We start from the raw sequence: 20,799 nt of genomic DNA on the forward strand, positions 1-20,799 counted from the left end.
CTGTTACCTCAATCGTGATCGCAGTCGGGACCATGTACATGGTCATCATCGTCGGCGTCGGCCGGTTCCATTTCCAGTTGCAGGCTGACCAGATTGGTGGCCAGCGGGCGCAGCAGCAGGTTGGCGTACTCGGTGTCGCCCTCCTCCACGTCCACGCCAATCAGCAGCTGGCCATTGCCGGCCTGCTGGATCCAGACTTCCTTGCCCTGCCAGACGACGGCGAAGCGGGTGCAAGAAGTTTCGAGCTGGGTGCCGTCGGTATCTTCGAGGATGAGTTGCAGGGCGTCGGACATTTCAGGTTTCTCAGTTGAGCTGGAAGGGATAAACAGCGCCCAGTTTAAGGATCTGCGTCAGTTCATCCAATGCCGTCCGGCACTCCACCAGCAATTGCGGATCAGCCAGGTCGGACTCGCTGAGGCGGTCGCGATAGTGTTTTTCGACCCAGGTGGTCAGGCTGGCGTGAAGTTGCGGGGTCATGATCACCCCTTGGTTCACCGCGGCCAGTTCGTCTTCCTTCAGTGCCACGCGCAGGCGCAGACAAGCCGGGCCACCTCCGTTCTGCATGCTCTGTTTGAGGTCGAAGACCTTCACTTCGCGGATCGGACCTTGCCCCGAGGTCAGCTCGTTCAGGTAGTTCCAGACATTGGCATTGCCACGGCATTCCTCCGGCACGATCAGCAGCATGCTGCCATCGGCGCGAGTGAGCAGCTGGCTGTTGAACAGGTAGGAACGCACTGCGTCTTCCACTCCCACCGCACTGCGCGGCACGCGCACCGCCTGGAAGCGACCACCACGCTTGCCAAGCTTGCTATCCAGCTCGGCCAGCACCTTGTCGGTCTCGAGGAAGGCATCCTCGTGATAGAACAGCACTTCGCCGTTACCCACAGAAATCACGTCGTTATGGAACACGCCCTGGTCGATAACCGCCGGGTTCTGTTGAGCGTAGACCACACCTTCCGCCCCTAGCCCGTGCAGCCGGGCGACCGCATGGCAGGCTTCCAGGGTCTGCCGCGCGGGATAACGCTGCGGCGACGGGAAACGGGTGTCGAAGGCACTGCGGCCGAAGACGAAGAATTCAACGCCTGCCTCACCGTAGCCCTTACAGAACCGCGTGTGGTTGGCCGCGCCTTCGTCGCCGAACTGGCCTACCGCTGGCAGCGCGGCATGGTGGGCGAAGTACTTGTCGTTGGCGAACATCGCGCCCAACACGCGACTGGTGGTCGGATGCTCGATGGAACGGTGGAACTTGCAGTTCAGGTTGGCAGCAGTGAAGTGCACACGGCCATCCGCGGTATCGGCACTGGGGCTGACGGTGCAGGAGTTGGCGGTCCACATGCTGGACGCGGAGCTGCAAGCGGCCAGCAATGGCATGGCCTCCTTCGCAGCCTGGGCGATGACCTGAGCATCGGTACCGGTGAAACCGAGGCTGCGCAAGGCGGCGACGTCCTGGCGCTCCTGCGGAGCGAACACGCCCTGCTTGAAGCCCATTTCCATCAGCGCCTTCATCTTGCCGAGGCCCTGCAGCGCCGCTTCCTTCGGGTTGGAAACCGCCTGGCTGTTGCTCTGCGAGGCGACGTTACCGTAGGACAGGCCACCGTAGTTATGGGTCGGGCCGACCAGTCCGTCGAAGTTCACTTCATAGGCGTTCACAGGCTGACTCCTGGGGTAAGGGTTGCAGGCAGGGCAAGGGTTTCGCTTTCCAGCGAGGCTACCGGGTAGGCGCAGTAGTCAGCGGCGTAATAAGCGCTGGCGCGGTGGTTGCCGGAGGCGCCGACGCCACCGAAGGGCGCGCTGCTGGCGGCACCGGTCAGCTGCTTGTTCCAGTTGACGATGCCGGCACGGCTCTCGATCAGGAATTGCTGGTAACGCTCGGCTGAATCCGACAGGAGGCCGGCGGCCAGGCCGTACTGGGTGGCATTGGCCTCGGTAATCGCCGCATCGAAGTCGCTGTAGCGAATCACCTGCAGCAGCGGTCCGAAGAACTCTTCATCCGGACGCTCAGCCACGGCGGTCACATCGAGGATGCCCGGAGTCAGCAGCGCCGCGTTCTCCAGCGGCTGGGACATGGCCAGCAGCACCGAGGCACCGCCCGCGATCAGGTGGTCCTGGGCCTTGAGCAGGTGGCGCGCCGCATCCAGGGAAATCACCGAGCCCATGAAAGGTGCGGGCTGGGCATCGAATGCGCCGACCTTGATGGTACTGGCGACGCTCACCAGGCGCGCCAGCAGGGCATCGCCCCAGGCACCCTCGGGCACCAGCAGGCGACGGGCGCAGGTGCAGCGCTGGCCGGCAGAAATGAAGGCCGACTGAATGATGGTGTAGACGGCGGCATCCACATCCTGAACCTGATCCACCACCAGCGGGTTGTTACCGCCCATTTCCAGGGCGAGGATCTTGTCCGGGCGGCCGGCGAACTGCTGGTGGAGCAGATTGCCGGTGCGGCTGGAGCCGGTAAAGAACAGGCCGTCGATCCCCGCATTGCCGGCCAGGGCAACACCGGTTTCACGGGCGCCCTGCACCAGATTGAGCACGCCGGCCGGCAGGCCAGCCTCGATCCAGCATTTCACCGTCAGCTCGGCGACCTTCGGGGTCAGCTCGCTGGGCTTGAAGATCACCGCGTTGCCGGCCAGCAGCGCAGGCACGATGTGGCCATTGGGCAGGTGGCCGGGGAAGTTGTAGGGACCGAACACCGCGACCACGCCGTGGGGCTTGTGGCGCAGCACCGCCGTAGCGTCAGCCAGAGGGCCACTTTTCTCGCCGGTGCGTTCACGGTAGCTCTGGATGGAAATGGCGACCTTGTTGACCATGCTGGTCACTTCGGTGACCGACTCCCACAGCGGCTTACCCGTTTCTTCGCCGATGCAACGGGCGAGTTCGTCGGCATGGCTGCGCAACGCCACGGCGAACTGTTCGAGAATGGCAATTCGTTCTTCCAGCGGGCGTCGTGCCCAGGCCGGGAACGCTGCACGGGCAGCCTTGACCGCTTCGTCCACCTGGACGGCGTTGGCGCCCTGGCCGGACCACACGACCGACTGCGTCACCGGATTCAGCGAATCAAAAGCCTCGCCCTGCCCTGCCTGCCAGTTACCAGCAATGAAATGGGTGCTCATTTAAACGGACTCCTTGGCCGACAGCGGAACAGCGCGAACCGAGGCACCGGCCGAGAGCTTCAGGCGCTTGGCCGTCAGTGCGTCGACCACTAGCGTTCCCGAGGCCAGGCGGGCCGGTGCAGCGGTGATGCGGCAGTCTTCGCGCTTGCGGTTATGGATCAGGAAAGGCGTAGCGTCATCACCTGGCGTACCGACGGCCAGCACCAGGCTCTGGCTGTCGCGCACAGCGCGAATCTTCGACGTTTGGCACTCGATGGCGGGACCGGCATCGAAGATGTCGACGTAGCCCTGGTAGCTGAAGCCCTCGCCCTTGAGCATGGCCAGTGCCGGCTCGGTGTCGGTGTGCACGCGACCGATGATGTTGCGCGCTGCCTCGGAGAGGAAGCAGGTATACAGAGGGAAGCGGGGCATCAGTTCGGCGATGAAGGCCTTGTTGCCGACGCCGGTGAGGTAGTCGGCGCGGGAGAATTCCATCTTGAAGAAGTGCCGTCCGAGGCTTTCCCAGAACGGGGAAACGCCGTGTTCGTCGGACATACCGCGCATCTCGGCGATCACCTTGTCACCGAACAGCTCCGGGAATTCGGCGATGAACAGGAAGCGCGCCTTGGACAGCAACCGACCGTTCAGGCCGCTGCGGTGACCGGCATGGAGGAACAGCGAGCACAGCTCGGAGTTGCCGGTCAGGTCGTTGGCCAGGAACAGGGTGGGAATCTGCCGGTGGATGTGCAGTTCCTGCGAGGCGCTGACGGTCAGGCCGACCCGGTAGTTGTACCAGGGCTCGCGCAGACCCACGGCGCCTGCCACGGCGGAAATGCCAATGACGGTGCCATCGTCGTCCTCGAGAACGAACAGGTAGTCCGCGTCGGCACGCTCGGCCTCTCCACGGAAAGCCTTCTCCGCCCAGCCGACGCGATGCGCCAGGCGCTCCTCATTGGCCGGCAGCGTGGTCAGGCCTGCGCCGGTGCTGCGCGCCAGGTCGATCAGGGCCGGTAAGTCGGCGCTGCGTACGGGACGAACGATCATAGTGCCTCCAGAAATTGCGCCCCCTTCCGTCCGGGAAGGGAGCCAGGGAGAGAGCAGTGCCCTCATCCGGCCCAACCAGGGCCACCTCCTCCCGGCGGAAGGAGGGTCAAAGACTCAAACCGCAATCAGGCGGACGCTGGCGCCTTCACCAACACCCAGCGCTTCGGCCGCTTCCTCACCCAACACCACCGGCTTGCCGGGAACCCAGTCGAGCTCGGCGACGATCGCGCGAAAATCCTGCAGCTGGCCATTGCAAACCAGGTACTGGCGACCGCCCTTGCCCTGGTCGCCAAGCTTCACCGGAACCATGCGGCTCTGGGCGATCGAACGGATGCTCGAGGTTCGGGCATGGAGGGTCGGACCACCGTCGAAAATGTCGATGTAGTTGTCGGTCTCGAAGCCTTCGCGCATCAGGATGTCGAACGTGATCTGCGCACGTGGGTGCACCTGGCCCATGGATTCCTGGGCTTCATCCGGCAACAGCGGCACATAGATCGGGTAGTGCGGCATCAGCTCGGCAAGGAAAGTGCGGCTCTTCAGGCCCGACAGGCGTTCGGCCTCGGTGTAGTTGAGGTCGAAGAAGTTGCGCCCCACAGCGTCCCAGAACGGCGACTCGCCGTGCTCATCGCTGTAACCCACGATTTCCACCACCACGGCATCGGCGAAGCGCTCCGGGTTGCTCGCCATGAACAGCAAGCGGCCACGCGAATTGAGTTCAGCAACGGAGGTGTTCACCAGGTCGCGTTCGACGTAGAAGCTGGTCAACAGGCTGTTGCCGGTGAGGTCGTGGCAGAGCGACAGGACGTGGATCTTGTTGTGGATCGAAAGCGAGCGAGAAGCGTGGACGAAGGTCTCGTTACGGAAGCTGTAGAAGGGCTCGGAGAAACCGGCCGAGGCAACGATCGCCGAGCAACCGGCGAGACGGCCGGTCTTGCTGTCTTCCAGGACGAAGAAATAGCTCTCCTCGCCATTGAAGCTCACTTCGGCGGCGAAAGACGCCTCGGACGCGGCAATCTTCTCGCCCAGCACTTCGGCGTCATCCGGCAACGAAGTGACACCCACGGGGCTATCCGCGGCCAGGCGCTGAACTTCAGCGAGATCGGCCATTTGCGCGGGGCGCATCACCAACATGGGGGTCACTCCTTTTCTTGTTGAAGACTCCGAACGAACCAGTGGTTCCATCCAGAGAAAAGACGGGCCCCTATGGCCCGCACTCACACATGAATCTGTTCCATCCCTGGGATCGCAGCGCAGCGCTTTCCCTGCACTGCGTCCAGCAGAGACTTAAGCCTGGGTCAGCTTGGCGACGGCGCGTTCGAAGCGGTCCAGACCTTCATCGATGTCCGCATCCGGGATTACCAGGCTGGGTGCGAAGCGCACCACATCCGGGCTGGCCTGGAGGACCATCACGGCTTCCTTCTCGGCTGCGTTAAGCACGTCTTTCGCCTTGCCCTGCCAGGCTTCGGAGAGAACGGCGCCAATCAGCAGGCCCAGGCCACGAACCTCGGTAAAGATGCCGTACTTGGTGCCGATGGCCTCGAGGCGAGCCTTGAAACGGTCATGCTTGGCATTGATGCCGCTGAGCACTTCCGGGGTGTTGATCACGTCCAGCACCGCTTCAGCAACAGCGCTGGCCAGCGGGTTGCCGCCATAGGTGGTGCCATGGGTGCCCACGGACAGGTGCTTGGCGATTTCGCTGGTGGTCAGCATGGCGCCGATAGGGAAACCACCGCCCAGGCTCTTGGCGCTGGAGAGGATGTCCGGGATCACGCCGTAGTGCTCATAGGCGAACAGATGGCCGGTACGACCCATGCCACTCTGCACTTCGTCGAAGATCAGCAGCGCGTTGTGCTCGTCGCACAGCTTGCGGGCGCCTTCCAGGTAGGCCTTGTCGGCCGGCAGTACACCACCTTCGCCTTGCACGGGCTCCAGGACCACGGCACAGGTCTTGTCGGAGATGGCGGCCTTCAGGGCTTCCAGGTCGTTGTAGGGCACATGGCTGATGCCTTCCATCTTCGGACCGAAGCCGTCGGAATACTTCGGCTGGCCACCCACGGTCACGGTGAACAGGGTACGACCGTGGAAGCTGTTGGTGGCGGAGATAATCTCGTGTTTCTGCGGGCCATAGACGTCATGGGCATAACGACGGGCCAGTTTAAAAGCCGCTTCGTTGGCTTCAGCGCCGGAGTTGGCCAGGAACACGCGCTCGGCGAACGTGGCATCCACCAGCTTCTTGGCCAGGCGCAGGGCCGGCTCGTTGGTGAAGACGTTGGAGACGTGCCAGATCTTGTTGGCCTGCTCGGTCAGCGCCTTGACCAGCGCCGGGTGCGCGTGCCCCAGGGAGTTCACTGCGATACCGCCGGCAAAATCGATCAGCTCGCGACCGGATTGGTCCCAGACTCGGGAACCCTGACCACGCACCGGGATGAAAGCGGCGGGGGCGTAGTTGGGAACCATCACCTTGTCGAAATCGGCGCGCTCGACCTGCGCATGCTCAACGGACATCAGTTTCTCCTGCCATGAACGGCTAGTGATGAAAGGATTGTAGGGACTGATTCTGGGTTGGCATTGCCGCCATGCGACAACTTCTTACAGCGCCAACCCCGCTAAAACCGGCGCTTATGGAAATGCGACAGAAAGCGTCGGGAAGGCGCAGTTTAAACGCTGATCGCCACTGCTACGCACCCGACGGGAAAATTTCTCCACGGGGTGACTGGTGGGTATTGAGCAAAGGATCGCAGGAGGAATTGTGGGAGCGAATTCATTCGCGAAATGACCGCGACAGATGCGCCGCCACTTCATGAGCAGGACTGTGTCCTGCAATCGCGAATGAATTCGCTCCCACAAAGGAAGGAATTGTTTTCTTAGGTCCGCTCAGCCACAGGAGTCGGCTGCTGGGTCTCGAAGGGGCTGGCGCCGCGGCGCTGGTTGCGGTCTTCGCGCGGGGTAACACCGAAGAAATTGCGGTAGGCGCTGGAGAAATGCGGACCGGAAGAGAAGCCGCAGGACAGGCCGATCTGGATGATCGACTTGCTGGTCTGCATCAGCATCTGCCGGGCCTTGTTCAGGCGCAGCTCCAGGTAGTACTGGCTGGGTACGCGATTCAGGTACTGCTTGAAGATGCGCTCCAACTGGCGACGGGACACACAGACATGCTGAGCGATTTCGTCGGTGGTCAGCGGCTCTTCGATATTGGCTTCCATCAGCAGCACGGCCTGGGTCAGCTTCGGATGGCTGGAGCCCAGTCGATTCTGCAAAGGGATGCGCTGGCGTTCGCCACCCTCACGGATGCGCTCCACAACCAGCTCTTCGGACACCGCACCGGCCAGCTCGGCGCCGTGATCTCGGGCCAGTACCGCCAGCAAAAGGTCAAGCACCGCCAACCCACCACATGCAGTCAGACGGTCACGATCCCAGTCGAACAGATGGCTGGTCGCAATGACCTTTGGGAAGCGCTCGGTGAAGTCGTCCTGCCAACGCCAGTGCACTGCGGCACGGTAACCATCCAGAAGACCCAGCTGTGCCAACGGATAGACGCCAGCGGAGAGGCCACCGACCACGCAACCGGCACGTACCGCCTGCTTGAGCGCAGCAGAGAGTGCAGGTGAAGTCTGTGCCGGCGGCTCGTCGGCCACCAGGAACAGGCGATGCAGGCCATCGAGCTTGCCGACCCAGGCGTCGCCCGGCAGGCGCCAGTTCCCCTCGGGGGCGGGCTCGGCCTGCAGGAAGGACATGTCGTAAACCACTTCCGGATGTAGTCGCTGGGCAACGCGCAGAGCTTCCTCGGCCAGCGCCAGGGTCAGCGCCTTGGTACCAGGCCAGAGGAGAAAAGCGATTCGATGGGCAGTCATGGCAGGCAGCTTAGCAGACCCCGGAGAAAGGAAAGAGACAAGGCGAATCAGGGATTCGAATGCGCTACGGCGGCCCCGAGGCCGCCGTAGCGGAGATCACTTCAGACTGCCGGAAAGGAACTGCTTGAGGCGATCGGATTGCGGGTTTGCCAGCACTTCCTTCGGGCAACCGCGCTCTTCCACCAGGCCCTTGTGCAGGAACACCAGCTGGTTGGACACCTCACGGGCAAAGCCCATTTCGTGCGTGACCACGACCATGGTGCGGCCTTCCACGGCCAGGTCCTTCATGACCTTCAGCACCTCGCCTACCAGTTCCGGGTCCAGGGCCGAAGTCGGCTCGTCAAACAGCATCACTTCCGGTTCCATGGCCAGGGCACGGGCAATCGCCACGCGCTGTTGCTCACCACCGGACATGTGCGCCGGATAGGCGTCCTTGCGATGAGCCACACCCACCTTGGCCAGGTAATGCTCGGCTTTCTCGATGGCTTCCTTCTTCGGCACGCCGAGTACATGCACAGGCGCCTCGATGACGTTTTCCAGGGCGCTCATGTGCGACCAGAGGTTGAAATGCTGGAACACCATCGCCAGGCGCGAACGCATGCGCTGCAGCTGCTTGGCATCGGCCGCTTTCAGGCCGCCGTCCTTGTTGGCCACGAGCTTCAGCTCTTCTCCATTGAGGAGGATCTTGCCGCCGTGCGGCTGCTCCAGCATGTTGATGCAGCGCAGGAAGGTACTCTTGCCCGAGCCGCTCGAGCCGATGATGCTGATGACGTCGCCAGCCTTCGCCGCCAGGGACACGCCCTTGAGGACTTCGTGGCTGCCATAGCGCTTGTGCAGATCTTGGACTTCCAGTTTGTACATGGTTTCGGTCTCGTTTGGCTCAGTCGCTCAGCAGGCGTCCCTGACGAATGGGTTCACGGCCGGCCACCTTGGCCAGCCAAAGTCCAGGTTGCGCAAATCGCATCCTTTCACGCGCAAACAGCACGCCGTCCACCGACGCGCAAACCACCGCATGACGGTCTTCCAGCGGGTCAATCACCTCGAACAGCGGATCGCCAGCCTTGACCTTCGCACCGGCGCTCTGGAGGAAACTCACGACCCCTGAGTGCGGTGCGTAGAGATATTCAGCTCCCTCGAACGGCGTCGCCTCGCAGCAATCCTGCGGGGCCACCGGCCACTGGCCGGTGATCAGGCCCTGGTCGGCAAGGAAGGCCAGGATGGCTTCGGCGCGAGCCTCGGCCAGCGGCTTGTCGGTATCCGCCATGCTGCCCAGCTCCACGGTCGTCGCCATGCAAGCTGGAGGAATCGACGCTTCGGGGAAACGCTGGGCCAGTCGCAACCAGGGCAGCGAGCAGGACTCATCGAATGAACTGCCGCCGGAATCTTCGGCGGTCAGCACCGCGCCGGCTTCCAGGCGAGCAGCCAACGAACGCAGTTCGCTCCAGTGCTGCGGCAGGCAATAGAGATGCACCGCTGCCTCGAAATCGCAGTGCAGATCCAGCACCAGGTCGGCGTCGCAGGCATGCTGCAACAACAGACGCTGCATACCTGCCAGCTCTGAACCCGCCGCTGGCAACGCGGCCAGCGCCTCGCCCATGGCCTCGCGGATGAGCGCCACGTTCGCAGTTGCGTCGCTACCCAGACGGCCGTCCAGGTGCTCTGCCACAAGACTGGCAAGGTCCGCGAAATCACGGTTGAAGTTCTTGCCGCTACCCAGCTCGAAGCGACCCTGCTGGGCAGCCTGGACGAGCTGGCCAAGGCCGACGGGGTTGGCCACCGGCACCAACTCGATCAGGCCCTTCAGGCGACCCTGCTCTTCCAGCTCGCACAGGCGGCGCTTGAGCTCCACCGCCACTCGCATACCCGGCAGCTCATCAGCATGCAGGGACGCTTGGATGTAGGCCTTGCGCTCGCCGCTGCCGAAACGGAAAACCGTCAGCTGGCGGCGGGTCCCCAGGCATCCCCAGGGCAATTCATGGTCGATACGTTGCATGGATCAGGCCTTGCGCGGGGCCAGATAGGCCAGGTAGCGACGTTCGGCCGCCTTGAACAGGCGTACCAGAACGAAAGTCAGGCACAGGTAGAACGCACCCGCAGTGATGAAGGCTTCGAACGGCAGGTAGTACTGCGAGTTCACGGTACGCGCCGCACCGGTGATGTCGATCAGGGTGACGATGGACGCCAGGCTGGTGGTGTGCAGCATCATGATGACTTCGTTGCTGTATTGCGGCAGCGCACGACGTAGGGCCGACGGCAGCAAGATACGGCGGTAGAGCTTGCCGCGGGACATGCCCATGGCCTTGGCTGCCTCGATCTCGCCATGCGGCGTGGCCTTGATACTGCCGGCAAGAATCTCGGCGGTGTAGGCGCTGGTGTTTATCGCGAAAGCCAAGCAGGCGCAGAAGGTCGCATTGGACAGATAGGGCCAAAGCGCGCTTTCACGCACGGCCTCGAACTGGGCGAGCCCGTAGTAGATGAGGAACAGCTGCACCAGCATCGGGGTGCCACGGATCACATAGGTGTAGAGCCAGGCCGGCAAGTTCACCCAGGGCTGTTTGGAAACCCGCATCAGCGCCAGCGGCACAGCTGCGGTCAGGCCCAGCGCCAGGGAAATCGCCAGGAGCTTGAGGGTTACCAGCACACCGCCGAAGTAGAGCGGCAGGCTCTCCCAGATCACGTTGTAGTCGAAGATCATAGTTCAGCCGCCTTGATGCCCACCGAGTAACGTCGCTCCATGTACCGCAGCGCCAACAGCGAGACGCTGGTCAGCACCAGATAGAGCGCGGCAACCGCGAGATAGAAAGTGAAGGGTTCACGGGTCGCATCCGCTGCACTCTTGGCCTTGAACATCATGTCCTGCAGGCCGACCACCGAAATCAGCGCGGTGGCCTTGGTCATCACCAGCCAGTTGTTGGTGAAGCCGGGAATCGCCAGGCGGATCATCTGCGGCACGAGGATGCGGAAGAACACCTTGGCACCGCTCATGCCATAGGCCATACCCGCCTCGCCCTGCCCTTTCGGGATCGCCATGAAGGCGCCCCGGAAGGTTTCCGAAAGGTAGGCGCCAAAGATGAAGCCGAGGGTGAAGACGCCGGACCAGAAAGGATCCAGATCGATGTAGTCGTCATAGCCGACCATGGGGGCGACGACGTTCACGATCTGCTGGCCGCCGTAGAAGATCAGCAGGATCAGCACCAGGTCGGGAATGCCACGAATCACAGTGGCGTAGGTCTCGCCCAGCAGGGACAGCCACTTGATCGGGGACAGTCGGAAGGCGGCACCGATCAGGCCGAGTACCACTGCCATGGTTATGGAAGACAGGGCCAGCAACAGGGTGAGCCAGGCACCATCGAGTATGGTCGAGCCGTAGCCGTTGAGCATGATTCAGATCCTCATGCAGCGCGCCGGGATGCTCCGGGCGGCACCGCCACAACGAAAAAGTGGCACAAACCGCTATGTGAAGTTTGTGCCACTTTCAGGGAAAAGCGATTACTCGCCGTAGACGTCGAACTTGAAGTACTTGTCCTGCACTTCCTTGTACTTGCCATTGGCGCGGATGGCGGCGATGGCAGTGTTGATCTTCTCGGCCAGGGCCGTGTCGCCCTTGCGCACGGCAATGCCAGCGCCTTCACCGAAGTACTTTTTCTCGCTGAAGGCCGGACCTACCAGGGCGAAGCCTTTGCCGGCGTCGGTCTTGAGGAAGCCGTCGTCGATGTTCACCACGTCCGCCAGAGTGGCGTCGAGGCGGCCGGCGTTCATGTCCAGGAAGATTTCGTTCTGCGAGCTATAGCGAACCACTTCGACACCGGCCGGTGCAAAAACGTCGGTGGCGTAGCGATCGTAGATGGAAGCACGTTGCACACCGACTTTCTTGCCCTTGAGGTCAGTCAGCGGGTCATTGATGACGGTGCCTTCCTTCATCGCGAGACGAGCGGGGGTGTGGTAGTACTTCTTGGTGAAGTCCACAGACTTCAGGCGCTCTTCGGTGATGGTCATCGAGGAAAGTACGGCGTCGAACTTGCGTACTTTCAGGGCTGGGATCAGGCCGTCGAACTCCTGCTCGATCCATTTGCACTCGACTTTCATCTCTGCACACAGAGCGTTGCCGATGTCGTAGTCGAAGCCGGTGATCTTTCCTTCCGGAGTCTTGTAGGCGAAGGGCGGGTAAGCGGCTTCGATACCAATGCGCAGCGGCTTGGCGTCATCTGCAATGGCGGCCAACGGCGACAACAGGGACAGCGCCATGGCGCCGAGAAGTGCAATCTTCTTCATGTTATGACTCCTTCAAAGGGATATGGCTTCTGTTGGCAGCGTGAGATTCGCCCAGACGGTCCACGAATTGTAGAAAGAGTCGTCGTCTTTGCTGGCTGAATGCCGTGGGCAAAAGGCTCCGACTGGGTGTGCGGCATTCTAGCCACAGCCCCGAAGTCGATATTTCTTCAATGCGACAACAAATTACAGAAGCACTGGAGAGGGCTCAGAAGAGCATTGACAGGCACAGAGAAAAGTGCCGAAAAGATAACGCACAGAACCTATTTAAAAGGCAATTATCGGACCATAAAAAGCAGAAGCCTTCTATTCCGGGACCTGGCGAAACTCACATAGTTTTCAGAGCCGCGAAAAAAGCCCTGAAAGTGCGCGACACGTTCCCAATGGAACCAGTTTGGTGCATCTCGTAACCAGGACTGTTACCCAAGCTCCCCGCCCCCACCTGAAACCCGATAAGAAATCGGTAATTACAACGAGAGATTGATGCGCTACCCAAGAAGTGCCGATCGGTTATCGCGCTGCATTTCTGCAGCCCCTCATGTCCCCCATCGTAAAAATGCAAAACCCCGCCCCGGCTTGTGGCCAGAGCGGGGTTTTGCGACAAGCCCCGATCAGGCAGCTTGCATGGTGCGGTGAGTATCGATGAGGTGCTGCACCACGCCGGGATCAGCCAGAGTGGAGATGTCGCCGAGGGCATCGTATTCGGCAACGGCGATCTTGCGCAGGATACGGCGCATGATCTTGCCCGAGCGGGTCTTCGGAAGGCCCGGAGCCCACTGGATTACGTCCGGGGTCGCGATCGGACCGATCTCCTTGCGCACCCAGTTCCTCAGTTCCTGACGCAGCTGCTCGGAAGACTCCTCTCCCGCATTCAGAGTGACATAGACGTAGATGCCCTGCCCTTTGATGTCGTGGGGCATACCCACCACCGCAGCCTCGGCAACTTTCGGGTGGGCGACCATCGCGCTCTCGATTTCTGCGGTACCCATGCGATGGCCAGAGACGTTGAGCACATCATCCACACGACCGGTGATCCACCAGTAGCCGTCCTCGTCTCGACGCGCGCCGTCGCCGGTGAAGTACATGCCCTTGAAGGTCTTGAAGTAGGTGTCGACGAAGCGGTCGTGATCGCCGTACAGGGTGCGCGCCTGACCCGGCCAGGAATCGATGATCACCAGGTTGCCTTCGGTCGCGCCTTCCAGGATGTTGCCAAGGTTATCCACCAGCGCCGGTTGCACGCCGAAGAACGGACGCGCAGCGGAGCCCGGCTTCATGGCGTGGGCGCCCGGCAGCGGGGTCATCAGGCAGGCGCCGGTTTCGGTCTGCCACCAGGTATCGACGATCGGGCAGCGGCCCTGGCCGACATTCTCGTAGTACCAGTGCCAGGCTTCCGGGTTGATCGGCTCACCCACCGAACCCAACAGACGCAGACTGGAGCCGTCAGCGCCTTCGACCGCAGCCTTGCCCTCGGCCATCATGGCGCGAATAGCGGTGGGGGCGGTGTAGAGAACGTTGACCTTATGCTTATCGACGATTTTAGCGACGCGGGTCATGTCCGGGTAGTTCGGTACGCCTTCGAACATGACAGTCGTTGCGCCGTTGGACAGCGGACCGTACACCAGATAGGTGTGGCCGGTGACCCAACCGATGTCGGCGGTGCACCAGAACACTTCGCCCGGGCGGTAATCGAATACACGCTCATGGGTCAGCGAAGCGTAGGTGAGGTAGCCCCCGGTGGTGTGCAGTACACCCTTGGGTTTGCCGGTGGAGCCGGAGGTGTAGAGGATGAACAGCGGATCCTCGGCGCCCATTTCCTTCGGCGCGCAGGTGCTACCCGCCACCTTCATCAGATCCTCGTACCAGACATCGCGATGCTGATTCCACTTGATATCGCCACCGGTGCGCTTGACCACGATGATCTTCTGCACGCTGCTGGTTTCGGGGTTGGTCAGCGCGTCATCGACGTTGGCTTTCAGCGGGGTCTTCTTGCCGCCGCGCAAGCCTTCGTCGGCAGTGATCACCACCTTGGAACGGCAGTCTATGATGCGACCGGCCAGGGCTTCAGGGGAGAAGCCACCGAACACCACGGAGTGGATGGCACCGATACGGGTGCAGGCCAGCATGGCGACCACGGCTTCCGGGATCATCGGCATGTAGATGGTCACCACGTCACCGCGATGCACATCCTGGCCACGCAGGGCGTTGGCGAACTTGCAGACGCGCTCGTGCAGGTCGCGGTAGGTGATGTGCTCATGCTCGGAGGGATCGTCCCCCTCCCAGATGATCGCAACCTGGTCGCCACGCTCGGCAAGGTGGCGATCCAGGCAGTTGGCGGACACGTTGAGGGTGCCATCAGCGAACCACTTGATGTCGACATGGTGGTCGTCGAACGAAGTCTGCTTCACCTTGGTGAAGGGCTTGATCCAGTCGAGGCGCTTGGCCTGTTCACGCCAGAAGCCATCGGGGTTGATGACCGACTGCTGGTACATGGCTTTGTAGGTCGCTTCGTCGGTGAGGGACTGGGCGGCCACTTCAGGGCGGACCGGATACAGAGAAGCAGCACTCATGGGTCTTACCTCGGTGGGTAGTTGTTTTTGTATGGCGCCTTTTGTATCCCCCGCCCTTCTGTAGGGCCATTCGACCATGGTCTTACCAAACCCGGACTATGGTCGAAGCAGCGAGAATCGCGTAGTGCCGAGGCCTGGCGAACGAGCCGACCAGGAGCGCCCTCACCTTTCCACGGGCAAAAAAAACCGGCCCATATCCAGGGACATGGGCCGGTGAAGCACTATCGGGTCGTTGGTGAGAGCCCGGGATCAACCCGGAGCACGACACACGGACGACCGGCCGCGTGCCGCACAGTGTCAGACGTGGGCGTCCTGGTATTCCTTCTCGGCTTCGTCGAAGCGCTTGATCATCGCGGCAGACGGGGCGTTGCCGATGCGGCTGAAGATCAGGATGCCGAGGGTGCAGAGGATGAAGCCCGGAACGATTTCGTACAGACCGGTCCAGCCGAAGAAGTTCTTCCACAGGACAACGGTCACAGCACCCAGGATCATACCGGCCAGAGCGCCGTTACGGGTCATGCCCTTCCAGACCAGGGACAGGATCACTACCGGACCGAAGGCAGCGCCGAAGCCAGCCCAGGCATAGGACACCAGGCCCAGCACCTTGCTTTCCGGGTCAGCGGCGATGGCGATAGCGATCACAGCCACCAGCAGCACCATGGCACGACCTACCCACACCAGCTCGGTCTGGCTGGCGTTCTTGCGGAAGAAGGCCTTGTAGAAGTCTTCGGTCAGGGCACTGGAGCACACCAGCAGCTGGCAGCTCAGGGTGGACATCACGGCAGCCAGGATAGCGGACAGCAGCACGCCAGCGACCCACGGGTTGAAGAGGATCTTGGCCAGCTCGATGAACACGCGCTCGTGGTTGGCAGTAACGGCACCAGCCTGGTCCGGATGAGCGGAGAAGTAGGCGATACCAAAGAAGCCCACGGCCACGGCGCCGGCCAGGCAGAAGATCATCCAGGCCATGGAGATGCGGCGGGCATTCGGGATGGACTTGACGGAGTCAGCAGCCATGAAGCGCGCCAGGATGTGCGGCTGACCGAAGTAGCCCAGGCCCCATGCCAGCAGGGAGATCACGCCGACGAAGCTGGCACCCTTGAGCATGTCGAAGTGGGCGGCATCTTTCATCTCGATGGCAGCGAAGGTGGTGTCCATGCCGCCGGTGGCAATCATCACGATGATCGGGGTGAGGATCAGGGCGAAGATCATCAGGCTGGCCTGCACAGTGTCAGTCCAGCTCACAGCCAGGAAGCCACCGACGAAGGTGTAGCAGATGGTCGCGGCTGCACCGGCCCACAGGGCGGTTTCGTAGGAAATGCCGAAGGTGCTCTCGAACAGGCGGGCACCGGCGACAACGCCAGAGGCGCAGTAGATGGTGAAGAACACCAGGATCACCACGGCGGAGAAGATGCGCAGGATGCGGCTGTTGTCTTCGAAGCGGTTGGTGAAGTAATCCGGCAGGGTCAGGGCGTTGCCGTTGTGTTCGGTCTGCACGCGCAGACGGCCGGCAACCAGCAGCCAGTTGAGGTAGGCGCCGATGATCAGGCCAATGGCGATCCAGCTTTCGGAGAGACCGGAGAGGTAGACGGCACCCGGCAGGCCCATCAGCAGCCAGCCACTCATGTCGGAGGCGCCGGCGGACAGTGCGGTAACGAAGCTACCGAGGCTGCGGCCACCGAGGATGTAGTCGGAAAGGTTGTTGGTGGAGCGATAGGCGGCAAAGCCGATCAGCACCATGGCCGCGATATAGATCACGAAAGTGATCAGCATCGGGTTGCTCATACTCATGGGGGTCTCCCCTGCTCGATTGTTTTTATTCGGAGGCGGCGGGTAGTCCGCTTCCGTGGTTGGTATTTGGCGGCCACTTGTGACGGCTACCGGTTTGCTTCCCGACCACGCCAGCCATGGGGCCGAGGTAATCCCGATCGGGCAATCATCACAGGGCGTCCGGCCCTGCCAATGCGACAGCGCACCGTGCCTCTGGAGGCTCGGTCCACCATGCGAATCAGTGGTAACGCCTGGTTGCCTCGCAATGGCCGCTCAAAGGGCGGCCGGCGAAAGGACTGGGCCGACTGGCCACGAGCAGCCAAAGGTAAGCAGGAGCAAGGGAATGCCTGGCTCCGCTCGAGTAGGCGTGAATCGCTTTCGACATCACGCCCTCCTCTCTGGATTCGCTACTACTTCGGTCTAGTACAACCTCTCCAGCCCGCAAGAACGCTTCGAGCTCTGGGCAGCCGCAAGGCGAGTGCGGAATTTAGAGATATGGCACTGCGCCTTTCTTTTAGGATTCTCTGATTCCTTTGCCAGATCCTCTGATTCAGGGAACTTTCCGCCAAAAGGTGCAACCTGTCTGCAAGCCCATGAATAGGACATCCTGCGAATTTCACCAATGTCCACACGAAACAATGGGTTGCCCAAAAGGTACAACCTGACAGAGCCCACCCTGGCAAGGGTGCAACTCTTGGCAGCTAACCGGTGAAAAACTGATCGATGGCGGGCTCGGATGAATGCGACCGCCGCGACAGGAGGGAGCTACTTGCCGCCGCGCAGTCTCTTGGGCGTGAGCCCCAGGTAGCGGCGCATGGCGGTGGTCAACGCACTCTGGCTGGAGAAGCCGCACTCTTCGGCGATCCGCACCAGGGGTTGTTCGCTTTCGCGCAACAGACGTGCGGCGCGATCGAGACGGGTTTTCAGCAGGTACTGGTGGGGCGTCAGGCCCAGGTTGTCCTTGAACTGGGCATGGAAATGACTCGGACTCAGGCAGGCGACCTGGGCCAGTTCCGCCACGCTGATCCGTCGCGACAGATTGCCCTGGATAAAGTCGTCCAGACGCTCGATATCGAGACTCCCCGCCGGGCGACGCTGCACATCCCCGAACAGGCGCAGGTACAGCGCACGCAAAAGAAGGCCGCCCAGGGAGCGAGCCAGCAGCGGATCGCTGCCGTAACGCGCCAGCTCCGCGCCGGCATAGCTCAGGAGGTTCTGGAAGTCCGCATCCAGTTCCGGATAACGCGGCGTCTCGAAAAGGCGCCCAAGCAACTCGAGGTCTTCGGCCGAAGTGCCGTGCTCATCCAGATCGAGGATGAGCATGCGGTTCTCGCCCACACCTGCAAACCCGTGCCCGGCATCTCCCGGCACCAGGCAGGCACGCATCCGGCAGACCTCGCCACCGCGGCCGTCCACCTCGAACTCGGCGCGACCGGCAAGGGACATCACCAACTGGTGGTGGTCGTGGGCGTGGTGATGGGCCTGATCGTCCAGGCGCAGGAGGCGGGCTTCGAGCATGGTGCGATTTGATCAAAATTTGCGCATTCTAGCTGGTGCAACCGGGGTTGCACAGCGCCGCACGGCAGAAGGCCGTGGCTTTGGGTGGTTGAAAAGGCCATCGCCTTGCCCCATCTAGCCTGGGTAAGCCAATAGCCAGGTGCCCCCATGAGCGATCAGGACATCAACGCCGACATCGTCGAAGAAGCCACTTCCAGCCAGCGGACAGGCCTGGTACTGCCTGGCCAGACCCTGCCGGACAAGGTCTACATCATCCCCATCCACAACCGACCGTTCTTCCCGGCCCAGGTACTGCCGGTAATCGTCAACGAAGAACCCTGGGCGGAAACCCTCGAACTGGTATCCAAGACAGATCATCACTGCCTGGCGCTGTTCTTCATGGAAAACCCGCCGGAAGATCCACGTCATTTCGACCCCAGCACCCTGCCGGAACACGGAACCCTGGTGCGCGTACATCACGCCAGCCGCGAAGGCGGCAAGCTGCAGTTCGTGGCCCAGGGGCTATCGCGCGTGCGCATCCGCGGCTGGCTCAAGCGCCATCGCCCGCCCTATCTGGTGGAAGTCGATTATCCACAGAGCCCGCAGGACCCTCGCGATGAAGTGAAGGCCTACGGCATGGCGCTGATCAATGCGATCAAGGAACTGCTGCCGCTCAACCCGCTGTACAGCGAGGAATTGAAGAATTACCTCAACCGCTTCAGCCCGAACGACCCGTCGCCTCTGACGGACTTCGCCGCCGCACTGACTACGGCGCCCGCCCGTGAACTGCAGGAAGTGCTGGACACAGTGCCCATCCTCAAGCGCATGGAGAAGGTGCTGCCGCTGCTGCGCAAGGAAGTGGAAATGGCGCGACTGCAAAGCGAACTGTCCGCCGAGGTGAATCGCAAGATCGGCCAGCACCAGCGCGAGTTCTTCCTCAAGGAGCAGCTCAAGCTGATCCAGCAGGAGCTGGGCATCACCAAGGATGACCGCAGTGCCGACAGCGAGCAGTTCACCCAGCGCCTGGAAGGCAAGGTGCTGCCGGAACAGGCGAAGAAGCGCATCGACGATGAACTGAACAAGCTGTCGATCCTGGAAACCGGATCGCCGGAATACGCAGTCACCCGCAACTACCTGGACTGGTCTACGTCGGTGCCCTGGGGCGTCTATGGGGCGGACAGGCTCGATCTCAAGCACGCCCGCAGGGTGCTGGACAAGCACCACGCTGGGCTCGACGACGTGAAAAACCGCATCCTCGAATTTCTCGCCGTAGGTGCCTTCAAAGGTGAAATCTCGGGTTCCATTGTGCTGCTGGTCGGCCCGCCCGGCGTGGGCAAGACCAGCATTGGCAAGTCCATCGCCGAATCGCTGGGTCGCCCCTTCTACCGTTTCAGCGTCGGCGGCATGCGAGATGAGGCCGAAATCAAGGGCCATCGCCGCACTTACATTGGCGCCCTGCCCGGCAAGTTGGTGCAGGCGCTAAAGGAAGTGGAGGTGATGAACCCGGTCATCATGCTCGATGAGATCGACAAGCTCGGTGCCAGCTACCAGGGCGACCCGGCTTCAGCGCTGCTGGAGACACTCGACCCGGAGCAGAACGTCGAATTCCTCGACCACTACCTGGACCTGCGCCTGGACCTGTCCAAAGTGTTGTTCGTCTGCACGGCCAACACCATGGACTCCATCCCCGGCCCGCTGCTGGACCGTATGGAGACTATTCGCCTCTCCGGCTACATCACCGAAGAGAAGCATGCCATCGCCAAGCGCCATCTCTGGCCACGCCTGCTGGAACGTACCGGCGTGCCGAAGGATCGCCTGTCGATCACTGACGGCGCCCTGACCTCCGTGATCGACGGCTATGCGCGAGAGGCCGGCGTACGCCAGTTGGAGAAGCAGCTGGGCAAGATCATTCGCAAATCCGTGGTGCGACTGCTGGAGGAGCCCGAGGCGAGGATCAAGGTCGGGCAAAAGGATCTGGAAAGCTTCCTCGGCCTGCCGCCGTTCCGCAGGGAACAGCTGCTGACGGGTATCGGCGTGATCACCGGCCTGGCCTGGACGAGCCTGGGCGGTGCCACCCTGCCCATCGAAGCGACGCGCATTCACACGCTGAACCGGGGCTTCAAGCTCACCGGCCAGTTAGGCGACGTCATGAAGGAATCGGCCGAGATCGCCCACAGCTACATCAGCTCGCACCTGAAACGCTATGGCGGCGACCCGACGTTCTTCGACCAGGCGTTCGTCCACCTCCACGTGCCGGAAGGCGCCACACCCAAGGATGGCCCCAGCGCCGGTATCACCATGGCCAGCGCCCTGCTCTCTCTGGCGCGCAACCAGGCGCCGAAGAAAGGCGTGGCCATGACCGGCGAGCTGACGCTCACCGGCCAGGTGCTGCCCATCGGCGGAGTCCGCGAGAAAGTCATTGCCGCGCGCCGGCAGAAGATCTTCGAGCTGATCCTGCCCGAAGCCAACCGCGGTGCCTTCGAAGAGCTGCCGGATTACCTAAAGGACGGCCTGACGGTGCACTTCGCCAGACGCTTCGGGGACGTGGCGAAGGTGCTGTTCGACTGAGGCTGTGCGTCCGGTCCGCGGGAGCGAATTCATTCGCGATTGAATTCGCTCCCGCAGGCTTCTCCAAGCCAGGGGAAGCCGCGTCCCTTCCCCAAGATTTCTTCTCGGAGCCTACGCAAGGGCGAAGTCAGCCGTTATGCTGGC

Annotated in this window: 16 protein-coding genes; 1 reads left to right on the forward strand and 15 read right to left on the reverse strand. The window is 62.0% G+C overall.

The window, feature by feature from the left end:
• Positions 1 to 8: 8 nt before the first annotated feature.
• From E8E75_RS22400 to E8E75_RS22470, 15 genes are all read right to left on the reverse strand, one after another.
• Positions 9 to 293, reverse strand: a complete 285-nt coding sequence (locus tag E8E75_RS22400) for a topoisomerase II (RefSeq protein ID WP_120652459.1) — start codon at positions 291 to 293, stop codon at positions 9 to 11.
• A gap of 10 nt (positions 294 to 303) precedes the next feature.
• Positions 304 to 1,650 carry an N-succinylarginine dihydrolase gene (gene astB / locus E8E75_RS22405; RefSeq protein ID WP_280359794.1) on the reverse strand — a complete coding sequence of 449 codons (1,347 nt, stop codon included), beginning with the start codon at positions 1,648 to 1,650 and terminating at the stop codon, positions 304 to 306.
• Positions 1,647 to 3,110, reverse strand: coding sequence for a succinylglutamate-semialdehyde dehydrogenase (gene astD, locus E8E75_RS22410; protein WP_153918821.1), 1,464 nt, complete (start codon positions 3,108 to 3,110; stop codon positions 1,647 to 1,649). Before astD ends, astB begins: the two co-directional genes overlap by 4 nt.
• Complete coding sequence (gene astA, locus E8E75_RS22415) at positions 3,111 to 4,133, reverse strand: arginine N-succinyltransferase (RefSeq protein ID WP_120652464.1); 1,023 nt, start codon at positions 4,131 to 4,133, stop codon at positions 3,111 to 3,113.
• Between the two features lie 114 nt (positions 4,134 to 4,247).
• Positions 4,248 to 5,264: an arginine/ornithine succinyltransferase subunit alpha gene (gene aruF, locus E8E75_RS22420; protein ID WP_120652466.1), complete on the reverse strand. Its 1,017-nt coding sequence runs from the start codon at positions 5,262 to 5,264 to the stop codon at positions 4,248 to 4,250.
• A 153-nt stretch (positions 5,265 to 5,417) separates the two neighbouring features.
• A complete protein-coding gene (locus E8E75_RS22425; RefSeq protein ID WP_120652468.1) occupies positions 5,418 to 6,638 on the reverse strand; it encodes an aspartate aminotransferase family protein in 1,221 nt (406 codons plus the stop codon).
• A 359-nt stretch (positions 6,639 to 6,997) separates the two neighbouring features.
• Positions 6,998 to 7,984: a transcriptional regulator ArgR gene (gene argR, locus E8E75_RS22430; protein ID WP_120652469.1), complete on the reverse strand. Its 987-nt coding sequence runs from the start codon at positions 7,982 to 7,984 to the stop codon at positions 6,998 to 7,000.
• 96 nt (positions 7,985 to 8,080) lie between these two features.
• Positions 8,081 to 8,845 carry an arginine/ornithine transport ATP-binding protein AotP gene (gene aotP, locus E8E75_RS22435; RefSeq protein WP_028626373.1) on the reverse strand — a complete coding sequence of 255 codons (765 nt, stop codon included), beginning with the start codon at positions 8,843 to 8,845 and terminating at the stop codon, positions 8,081 to 8,083.
• Positions 8,846 to 8,864: 19 nt separating this feature from the next.
• Positions 8,865 to 9,977: a succinylglutamate desuccinylase/aspartoacylase family protein gene (locus tag E8E75_RS22440; RefSeq protein ID WP_120652471.1), complete on the reverse strand. Its 1,113-nt coding sequence runs from the start codon at positions 9,975 to 9,977 to the stop codon at positions 8,865 to 8,867.
• A gap of 3 nt (positions 9,978 to 9,980) precedes the next feature.
• Positions 9,981 to 10,679, reverse strand: coding sequence for an ABC transporter permease (locus E8E75_RS22445; protein WP_120652473.1), 699 nt, complete (start codon positions 10,677 to 10,679; stop codon positions 9,981 to 9,983).
• Positions 10,676 to 11,365 (reverse strand): ABC transporter permease, encoded by a 690-nt coding sequence (locus E8E75_RS22450; RefSeq protein WP_120652475.1) that lies wholly within the window; start codon positions 11,363 to 11,365, stop codon positions 10,676 to 10,678. The genes E8E75_RS22445 and E8E75_RS22450 overlap by 4 nt, the downstream gene beginning before the upstream one ends.
• 108 nt (positions 11,366 to 11,473) lie before the next feature.
• Complete coding sequence (locus E8E75_RS22455; RefSeq protein WP_120652476.1) at positions 11,474 to 12,256, reverse strand: ABC transporter substrate-binding protein; 783 nt, start codon at positions 12,254 to 12,256, stop codon at positions 11,474 to 11,476.
• Between the two features lie 608 nt (positions 12,257 to 12,864).
• Positions 12,865 to 14,820: an acetate--CoA ligase gene (acs, locus tag E8E75_RS22460; protein WP_120652478.1), complete on the reverse strand. Its 1,956-nt coding sequence runs from the start codon at positions 14,818 to 14,820 to the stop codon at positions 12,865 to 12,867.
• A 297-nt stretch (positions 14,821 to 15,117) separates the two neighbouring features.
• Complete coding sequence (putP, locus tag E8E75_RS22465; protein WP_120652479.1) at positions 15,118 to 16,611, reverse strand: sodium/proline symporter PutP; 1,494 nt, start codon at positions 16,609 to 16,611, stop codon at positions 15,118 to 15,120.
• A 744-nt stretch (positions 16,612 to 17,355) separates the two neighbouring features.
• Positions 17,356 to 18,108 (reverse strand): AraC family transcriptional regulator, encoded by a 753-nt coding sequence (locus tag E8E75_RS22470; protein WP_120652481.1) that lies wholly within the window; start codon positions 18,106 to 18,108, stop codon positions 17,356 to 17,358.
• Positions 18,109 to 18,255: 147 nt separating this feature from the next.
• Between E8E75_RS22470 and lon the strand changes: the two genes are divergently transcribed.
• On the forward strand, positions 18,256 to 20,655 hold the full coding sequence (gene lon / locus E8E75_RS22475) for an endopeptidase La (protein ID WP_153917030.1): 2,400 nt from the start codon (positions 18,256 to 18,258) through the stop codon (positions 20,653 to 20,655).
• The last annotated feature ends 144 nt before the right edge of the window (positions 20,656 to 20,799 follow it).

Source organism: Pseudomonas sp. BN606, from assembly GCF_029873115.1.
Taxonomy (GTDB): domain Bacteria; phylum Pseudomonadota; class Gammaproteobacteria; order Pseudomonadales; family Pseudomonadaceae; genus Metapseudomonas.